The following is a 9,364-nucleotide window of genomic DNA, read 5'->3' on the forward strand; positions in this document are numbered from 1 at the left end:
CTAAATATTATTTATTGTTCAGATCTTTTTTAGCTCTTTCCAACTCCTGACGAATCTGTGCAAATCCTGTCCCGCCAAGGGAATTACGCTTTTGCACAGCCGTCTGCGACTCAAGAACTTGATAAATATCTTCTTCAATCAGAGACGATACTTCTTGATAACGGCTCAGCGGGATATCCTGTAGATAATAGCCTGCCTTGCTACATTCCAGCACCAACCTCCCGACAATCTCATGGGCTTCCCGGAAAGGCAATCCTTTCTTAGCCAGATAGTCAGCCAACTCTGTCGCATTGGAGAAATCCTGCTGGGTTGAAACCAGCATTTTTTCCTTATTGACCGTCATACTAGACAGCATACCCGCCATAATATCTAGTGACTTTTTGATGGTATCTACTGTATCGAACATACCTTCCTTGTCTTCCTGTAGGTCCTTATTATAGGCCAAGGGCAGAGATTTCATAACCGTCAGAAGACTGAAGAGATGGCCATAGACCCGGCCGCTCTTGCCCCGAATCAACTCCGCCATGTCCGGATTTTTCTTTTGCGGCATAATGGAAGAACCAGTACTAAAGGTGTCTGACAGGCTTACAAAGCCGTATTCATAGCTGCACCAGTTAATCAGCTCCTCACAGAGACGAGACAGATGCATGGTGAGAATGCTGCTATTAGATAGAAACTCCAAGATAAAATCTCGATCGCTGACCGCATCCAAGGAATTGTGGTAAATGCCCTTGAAGCCCAACAAATCAGCTGTCAACTCCCGGTCAATCGGAAACGTTGTCCCCGCCAGAGCCGCTGCTCCTAAAGGAGACAAATCCGTATGCTCCAGATTAAAGGCAAAGCGCTGACTATCCCGGCTGAACATCTGATAATAGGCCAGCAGATGATGAGCAAAGCTAATCGGCTGAGCATGCTGCAGATGGGTATAGCCTGGCATGATGGTCTCTACATGCTCCTCAGTCAAGTCCAATAGAACCTGACGCAGATTCAAGAGTTTATCCGCAATCTGACCGAGCTGATCCTTGAGATAAAGGTGCATATCTGTCGCCACCTGGTCATTACGAGAGCGAGCCGTATGAAGCTTGCCAGCTACTGGCCCAATCTCCTCGGTCAGAAGAGCCTCCGTATTCATATGAATATCTTCATTACGCACATCAAACTCAAGCTCTCCAGCCTCATAACGTACCAGCAGCTTTTCCAAGCCTGTCTGAATAGCCACTGCTTCCTCTGGAGCAATGATTGCTGTCTGCCCCAGCATTTTGACATGGGCTAGGCTGCCCTCTAGATCATAAGGAGCCAGACGATAGTCAAATCCAATGCTGGCGCCAAATTCCTCTACCCAGCCTTCCAGTGAGGCTTCAAAACGTCCGCCCCACAGTTTATGATTCGCCATAGGAAAGCCCCTTTCTATTTGTCTTTGTGAGCCTGAACCTCTGCGTGAACCTTAGACGGAAGACCCCATAGCTTGATAAAGCCAATCGCGGCATCCTGGTCAAAGGTATCTGCACTGGTATAGGTAGCCAGATTTTCGTCGTAGAGAGAATTGTCAGACTTACGAGCTACAACTGTCACAGATCCCTTATAAAGCTTCACTTTAGCTGTTCCATTGACCACTTGCTGAGTGGACTTAAGGTAGGCAATCAAAGCTTCTGTCGCCGGATTAAACCAGAGACCATTGTAGATGAGATTGGACAGCTCATTTTCGATAATCGGTTTGAAATGAGCCAGTTCTCTAACTAGAGTCAAATCCTCGATTTCCTTGTGAGCAGCCAAGAGAGTCACTGCACCAGGGCATTCATAGATTTCCCGAGACTTAATCCCCACCAGACGATTTTCCACATGGTCAATCCGTCCGACACCGTGTTGTCCTGCTAAGTCATTCAGCTCAAGGATCAAATCCGCCAGCTTCATCTTTTTGCCATCTAAAGCAACCGGCACACCCGCCTCAAAGTCAATATTTACATAGGCTGGGCTATCTGGCGCCACCTCTGGTGCAACTGTCAAATCATAGGCGTCTTCTGGGGCTTCATTCCAAGGGTTTTCCAAGACACCACACTCATTGGCCCGTCCCCAAAGGTTTTGGTCGACTGAGTAAGGACTGTCCAAATCTGCAGGAATTGGCACACCATTAGCTTTAGCATAATTGATTTCTTCTTCCCGAGACCATTTCCACTCACGAACCGGAGCAATTACCTTGAGCTTTGGATCCAAGGAGGCTATAGCTACTTCAAAACGGACCTGATCGTTTCCTTTTCCCGTACAGCCATGGGCAATGGTCGTCGCCCCCGTCTTGTGGGCAATTTCAACTAATTTCTTGGAAATCAGAGGTCGGCTCAAAGCAGACACCAGAGGATATTTTTGTTCATAGAAGGTGTGTCCTTGCAGAGCAACCAGGACGTAGTCTTCCGCGAACTCGTCTTTAACATCAATGACGTGAGATTCAATAGCGCTAACTTTCAGCGCCTTATCATGAATGAAATCCAAATCATTTCCCTCACCCACGTCCATGCAGACTGCGATCACATCATAATCCTTGTTCAACCAAGTAATAGCCACCGAAGTGTCCAAGCCTCCTGAATAGGCCAAAATAACTTTCTCTTTAACCATGCGATTACTCCTACCCTTCTATATTTTGTATTTTTAAACATTCTACGGTATGAAAATGCAAATGTCAAGAGAAAGTCGATATTTATTAAAATAAAAACGTTTTATCAATTTTTATTCAAATACAATATATTATATACTGGATTAAAATAAAAACCAGCCCGAAAGCTGGTTCATCTTATTTAATTTGATTTAGCATGTTCTCGATATGCTGGATAGATTTTTCACGACCTAATAGGTAAATCGTATCTGGAAGTTCTGGTCCATGCATTTCCCCTGAAACGGCAATTCGAATCGGCATAAAGAGGTTTTTACCCTTGATACCTGTTTCTTTTTGAACTGCTTTGATTTGAGGGAAGATGTTTTCTGTCACAAATTCTTCATCTGTCATAGCTTCCAGCTTCGCTTTGAAGGCTTCTAGAACAACCGGAACGGTTTCTCCTGCCATAACTTCGCGCTCAGCCTCTGTCAACTCTGGGAAATCTGAGAAGAAAAGATCTGTCAGAGGTACAATTTCATCAACTGACTTCATTTGTGGTTTGTAAAGCTCTACTAATTTTTCAGCTTTATCTGTCAAACGTCCTGCTTCTTCCAAGTATGGCTTCGCCAGAGCAAAGATTCTTTCGAAATCCGCATTTTTGATGTACTCATTGCTCATCCAGTCTAGTTTCTTCTGGTCGAAGGCTGCTGGAGACTTGCTGAGGCGATTTTCATCAAAAAGTTTAATGAGTTCTTCGCGAGAAAAAATCTCATCTTCACCACCAGGATTCCAACCAAGAAGAGCGATAAAGTTAAAGACTGCTTCTGGCAGATACCCCTTCTTACGGTAATCTTCGATAAATTGAAGAGTGTTGGTATCACGTTTAGATAGCTTTTTACCCGTTTCGCTATTGATAATCAAGGTCATATGACCGAACTCAGGTGCTTCCCAACCAAGTGCTTCATAAACCATGAGCTGTTTTGGAGTGTTGGCAATATGGTCATCCCCACGAATGACGTGAGAGATTTGCATATCGTGGTCATCAATGACGACAGCAAAGTTGTAAGTTGGATATCCGTCTTTCTTTTGGATAACCCAGTCACCACCAATATTGCCACCTTCGAACTCAATGTCACCTTTGACTATGTCATGCCATTTGTAGATACCTGACTCATTGACAGCCAAACGAACAGTTGGTACAATGCCTGCCGCTTCACGTTCAGCAATATAAGCCGCTTTTTCTTCTTCGCTCATGCCAAGGTATTCGTTGATGTAGCGAGGTGTTTCTCCTGCTTCTTCCTGGCGTTCGCGCTCAGCTGCCAATTCTTCTTCTGTGACATAAGATTTGTAGGCTTTTCCTTCAGCTAGCAATTGGTCAATGTATTTTTGGTAGAGTTCCAAACGCTCAGACTGACGGTAGTTTTCATGTGTTTCTGGACTTTCATCCCAATCCATGCCTAGCCAACGCAAATTTTCAAGCTGTGAACGTTCCCCATCTTCTACATGGCGCTTGCGGTCAGTATCCTCGATACGGATAATGAAGGTCCCGCCATGATGACGAGCATAGAGGTAATTAAATAGCGCAGTCCGCGCATTTCCGATGTGTAAAAGTCCAGTCGGACTTGGTGCATAACGCACCCGAATAGCTTTTGCCAAAGCAGATCTCCTTTATATCATTCTTTTTATCATCGAGGACCAAAGGGCCTCTTTTCAATCGTTTCTATTATAGCACAAGTAAGAAAAAAAGATTACCCGCAAGCAATCTTTTTTTCATTCCCAAACTAATTGGAAACTAGAACATTTATTTATAGAACTTCATGGATTCGTCCGGTATCCACATCATAGACGCCACCAGAAATTTCTACATCATCAGGGATTAAGGGAGACTTTCGAAGTAATTCCATGTCCTCCCGTACACTTTCTTCCACATCTGTGAAGGGCAGAAAATCTTGCCCCTTAACATCCACACCTAGCACATTTTCAAGGTGACAGGCGAATTCTGGATTGGTAAAGGTCTGAGCCCCACAGTCTGTATGGTGCAAAACCACTACTTCTCTGGTCCCCATCTGTTGCTGAGAAATCACTAAGGATCGAATCATATCCTCCGTTACACGCCCACCAGCGTTCCGCAAAATATGGGCATCTCCAAGGGCCAAACCTAAGGCCGGAGCCACATGAAGTCGGGAATCCATGCAGGTTACAATAGCAACCTTTGTTTTTGGTTTTATTGGTAAATGAGCTGTTCCATGCAAGTCGACATACGCTCTGTTGGCCTTCATAAAATTTTTAAAGTAAGACATATTCACCTCTGCTTCATCTCTGGAAAATTTATTTGATTGTCAAATAAATTAATCTTATCTTACCAGCTTTTTTAAGATTTGTCAGAGATAAAGCTTCTTACTCATGAAAAATTTATATGCCCAGGAATAGTCAAGCCTACTCTTTTGTAGGAATATATCCACCCAAAATTTTAGCGAAAGTTTCAACATTTAGACTTTGAACATAGATTTCTCCTGTACCTCGGAAAGTATTAACAACACCTTCTCCTGTACCGACAGATTGTAAAAAACCATTTTCCAAGTGAATGTCATAATGCAAGTCTTTGCTCCAGGCAACAACATGGGCATTATCAATCGTCATTTCTTGGTCTTTCAGTTCAATTTTCTTGATAGCTCCAAAGGCATTGACTAAGAGTGTTCCTTCTCCTTGAGTGGTCATGACAAAGAAACCTCCTTGACCGCCAAACAGCGCACGGCCAATAGACTGGCGTTCCATCGTATAAAATGCTGAACCATCCAAAGCAAGGAAAGCTCCATCGTTCAATCGATATTGATGCTCTCCCAAATACAAGGGCATTACCTGACCCGGAACATTAGGAGCTAGAGCTAAGAGGCCACCATCTGCATCAGATAAAGCTTCCGTAATAAAGGTGCTTTCACCAGACACCATCGAACGTCCAACTGCTTTAACTAATTTACCAAGACCAGATCCTTTTGCATTCAGTTTGGTTCTTAATTTAACACTAGAAGAATGATAAACCATGCTTCCGCGCTGAATATAAGCTTTTTCTCCTTTATCTAGTACAATTTCTACAAAAGGAAATTGGCTATTATTTTCAATAGTAAAATTCATGCGATTATCTGACATCAGATTTCTCCTTTTATCTTGTTTTGAGCAAAGAGAACTAATCCTTGCACCTATTTTATTTATCTATCAAGGCCATAACATTGACAGTTTTATTTACCTATAAAGCAAGGTTCTAAGAAAATACTTTCTTTAAGACTTCCCCAATCGTTGTCACACCAATGACTTGGATATTATCTGGAACTTTGAGGCCACTCAGAGAGTTTTTAGGAGCGTAGACTTTGGTAAAGCCCAGCTTTGCTGCTTCGTTGATACGCTGCTCGATGCGATTGACCCGGCGGATTTCACCAGTCAGACCAATTTCACCGATAAAGCACTCTTGGGGGTTGGTAGGCAGATCCTTGTAGCTGGAAGCAATGGCTACAGCTACCGCCAAATCAATGGCTGGTTCATCTAGCTTGACGCCGCCAGCAGATTTGAGGTAAGCATCTTGATTTTGCAGGAGGAGCCCCGCCCTCTTTTCCAGAACAGCCATGATGAGGCTGGCTCGATTAAAGTCCAGTCCAGTCGTGGTTCGCTTGGCATTGCCGAACATGGTCGGTGTCACCAAAGCCTGCACCTCTGCTAAAATCGGCCGCGTTCCTTCCATGGTCACAACGATGGAAGAGCCTGTCGCACCATCCAAGCGCTCTTCTAAAAATACTTCACTGGGATTGACAACCTCAACTAGCCCCCCAGATTGCATCTCAAAAATGCCAATCTCATTGGTCGAGCCAAAGCGGTTCTTGACTGCTCTCAAGATACGGAAAGTATGCTGACGTTCGCCCTCAAAATAAAGCACGGTATCCACCATATGCTCCAAAGTTCGAGGACCTGCTAAGGTTCCTTCCTTGGTCATGTGACCAACGATAAAGGTCGCGATATTATTGGTCTTGGCCAGCTGCATGAGCTCGGCTGTCACCTCTCGGACTTGAGAGACAGAGCCTTGGACACTGGAAATTTCCGGCGACATAACTGTCTGAATGGAGTCAATAATCAGAAAATCTGGCTTAATCTTTTCAATCTCTGTGCGGATATTTTGCATATTGGTCTCAGCGTAGAGATAAAATTCACTGTCAATATCACCGAGACGCTCCGCCCGCAGCTTAATCTGCTCTGCTGATTCCTCCCCACTGACATAAAGGACGGTGCCCTGATGAGAAAGCTGAGTGGACACCTGCAAAAGCAGGGTGGACTTCCCGATACCAGGATCTCCACCAATCAGAACCAGACTGCCAGGCACGACTCCACCACCCAGCACACGGTTGAACTCGTCCATTCCCGTCTTAGTCCGGTTGACATCAATCGAAGTGACCTCAGCCAGCTTCATAGGTCGGGTCTTTTCACCCGTCAAGGAAACACGAGCATGCTTGACTTCTGCAGCCTCTACTTCCTCAACGAAAGAAGACCAAGCTCCACAATTAGGACAGCGACCTAGATACTTGGGCGAATGGTATTCACAATTTTGACAGACAAAGGTTGTTTTTTTCTTAGCGATGAGATATCTCCTTTATATTTCTAATTCACATTCAACAAACTGGCAAAAATCAATCTGCTGATTAGCTACAAACTGGCGGATGAGCATGCGATGGGCTACAAGAGCTACCGTCTCGTAGTCTCTGTATTTGCTTAAGGCACTGAAAAAGCGGGCTTTCATCTGCTCAGCCGTTTCATACTGGACAGGACTTCTTGCAAGGAGACAACCATTATTTTCAAAAAACAACTCCCGAGCCTGCTCAAACTTTTCTATACCACTCTCATATACCTGCCATTCATGCAGCAAAGGCTCCACAAAAAGCGGCAGTTGGCGGTCTCGAATCAAATAGGAAGCCGTCTCCAAAGCTCGCGTCACAGAAGATGAAATCAGAATTTCCGCCTGTTCCAGCAGAGGATTAGCAGCTGCCTCTGTCGCCATCCGACGACCAGCAGCCGACAAGGGAGCCAAATCTAGTCCAAAGCCAGTGTAACCAGCCTCTTCCAAAAGTGAATAATCTGGCTCTCCGTGGCGGATAAAAATGATTTTCATATTAATGTCCTCATAAAGCTATCTAATCTTGATTCCGCAATCTTGCCATTGCTTCAGTGTTTTAGAGAATTTCTTCTGGTGGGCAACTCCGACAGCGGACAAATCGACAGAAACCTGATAATTCTCCTTGACAGCTGCCAAAACGGAAGCCTTGACACAGCCATTGCCATCTACCCCTATAAACTCTAAGCTTTTAGCACCAGTTCCCTCTAAAAACTCTTTTAAATCTGGATTCGTAAAGCAAGAAGCCCGACGCTTCTCAAAGATGCGAGAAGATATAACCTTCAAGCCGATCGCAAATTTCTTCTTCCTATCTTTTCTCTCCCAGAAAAAACGGTTGAGAATATAGATAACCCGATTGCTGGGATAACTAGCTATTTTGTCATTGACAGCCGCAGTCAGTGCTTCATTATCATATGCTTTTCCTGCAGCAACATAATCTGACTGCATATCTACAACTAATAAATAGTCTTCCATTTTTTCACTCTATTTCCCTGTCGATCCAAACCCGCCAGTCCGCACGCCATCTGCTTCATCTCCATCCGCAATTAAAAAGGGTACAAAGACAGCCTGAACCACACGTTCTCCAACTTCAAGGACGACTTCCTGATCTGTGATGTTTTTCATCTGAGCAAAGATATGACCTTCGTTTCCAGGATTGCCATAGTAGTCGCCATCAATGACCCCTACGGAGTTAATCAAGACCAAGCCTTTTTTGCGAGGATTGGACGAGCGGTCGTAAAGATAAAGTACCTCTCCGGCTTGCATATAGGCCTTGACACCAGTCGGAACCAGCTTAATCTCCCCTGGTGCAATAATGGTGCGTTCTGCTACTTTTAAATCATATCCAGCTGCGTGAGCCGTCTCTCTCTTGGGCAGCAAATCTTCATTTGTAAAGCTAGAAACCAGCTCGAATCCACGAATTTTCATGCATTTCTCTTTTCTATTTTTTCTGCTTCTATTATACTAAATTCGGTAAAAACAAGCAAAAAAACCGCCAATTGGCGGTTCTCCTTAGTATAGATCTCTGATGATCTCTCCATTATCCAGATAGGTAAACTGCTCCGTCAAATCTGATGTGAAAACTTGATACATTTCCTTAAAGCTCACAGCCAGCGAATAGCTGTCAAAATCTTCACGGTTAATCCAGAACACCTCGCCTTCGTCGGATGAAACCAGCTCTCCTTCAAAACGATTGGTCTTGTAAAGAAAAACGATGTAGCGCTCATCTTTTTCAGTATAAAACTGCTTGACACCACACAAGCGAGGCTCATAGATAGTCAAACCCGTTTCTTCCTTGATTTCCCGTATCACTGATTTGACAAAGGATTCACGATTTTCAACATGGCCACCTGGAAAGCAAAGGCCGGTCCAATCATCATTTACTTTATTTTGCACTAAAATGCGGTCTCCATCGTAAACCATACACATATTTGTTAAAATAACTCGCTCCGCTCTTGACATCTCTGTTCCTCCATCTACTGACCGATTCGCTTGGCCTACTTGTGACTCATTATAACATAAAAGACATTAAATTACTGAAAATCCAGATTTCTCAGCCTTTCCAGCAAAAAAACCGCCAATTGGGCGGTTCTTATAGGGAGATTATTATGAAAAAGAAAAGTTTTAGG

10 protein-coding genes are annotated in these 9,364 nt (G+C 44.1%); all 10 read right to left on the bottom strand.

Annotation, left to right across the window (positions count from 1 at the left end):
- Window positions 1-7: 7 nt before the first annotated feature.
- Window positions 8-1,393, bottom strand: a complete 1,386-nt coding sequence (argH, locus tag HMPREF2780_RS05445; protein WP_105026323.1) for an argininosuccinate lyase — start codon at window positions 1,391-1,393, stop codon at window positions 8-10.
- Window positions 1,394-1,407: 14 nt separating this feature from the next.
- Entirely contained in the window at window positions 1,408-2,607 is a 1,200-nt protein-coding gene (locus tag HMPREF2780_RS05450) for an argininosuccinate synthase (RefSeq protein ID WP_105026324.1), read from the bottom strand.
- A 175-nt stretch (window positions 2,608-2,782) separates the two neighbouring features.
- A complete protein-coding gene (gene gltX, locus HMPREF2780_RS05455; RefSeq protein WP_105026325.1) occupies window positions 2,783-4,240 on the bottom strand; it encodes a glutamate--tRNA ligase in 1,458 nt (485 codons plus the stop codon).
- Between the two features lie 149 nt (window positions 4,241-4,389).
- On the bottom strand, window positions 4,390-4,884 hold the full coding sequence (locus HMPREF2780_RS05460) for a beta-class carbonic anhydrase (RefSeq protein ID WP_008808198.1): 495 nt from the start codon (window positions 4,882-4,884) through the stop codon (window positions 4,390-4,392).
- Window positions 4,885-5,020: 136 nt separating this feature from the next.
- Entirely contained in the window at window positions 5,021-5,731 is a 711-nt protein-coding gene (locus tag HMPREF2780_RS05465; RefSeq protein WP_008808197.1) for a TIGR00266 family protein, read from the bottom strand.
- Window positions 5,732-5,843: 112 nt separating this feature from the next.
- Window positions 5,844-7,205 (bottom strand): DNA repair protein RadA, encoded by a 1,362-nt coding sequence (radA, locus tag HMPREF2780_RS05470; RefSeq protein WP_105026326.1) that lies wholly within the window; start codon window positions 7,203-7,205, stop codon window positions 5,844-5,846.
- A gap of 12 nt (window positions 7,206-7,217) precedes the next feature.
- Window positions 7,218-7,733 (bottom strand): histidine phosphatase family protein, encoded by a 516-nt coding sequence (locus HMPREF2780_RS05475; protein WP_105026327.1) that lies wholly within the window; start codon window positions 7,731-7,733, stop codon window positions 7,218-7,220.
- Window positions 7,734-7,751: 18 nt separating this feature from the next.
- The gene (locus tag HMPREF2780_RS05480) at window positions 7,752-8,210 is read right to left on the bottom strand and encodes a cysteine hydrolase family protein (protein WP_105026328.1); all 459 of its coding nucleotides are present in this window, start codon (window positions 8,208-8,210) and stop codon (window positions 7,752-7,754) included.
- A 9-nt stretch (window positions 8,211-8,219) separates the two neighbouring features.
- A complete protein-coding gene (locus HMPREF2780_RS05485; protein WP_105026329.1) occupies window positions 8,220-8,663 on the bottom strand; it encodes a dUTP diphosphatase in 444 nt (147 codons plus the stop codon).
- A gap of 84 nt (window positions 8,664-8,747) precedes the next feature.
- Window positions 8,748-9,197 (bottom strand): 8-oxo-dGTP diphosphatase, encoded by a 450-nt coding sequence (locus HMPREF2780_RS05495; RefSeq protein ID WP_048777328.1) that lies wholly within the window; start codon window positions 9,195-9,197, stop codon window positions 8,748-8,750.
- Window positions 9,198-9,364: the final 167 nt, after the last annotated feature.

Source organism: Streptococcus sp. HMSC062B01 (genome assembly GCF_001811085.1).
GTDB classification, from domain to species: Bacteria; Bacillota; Bacilli; order Lactobacillales; family Streptococcaceae; genus Streptococcus; species Streptococcus gordonii.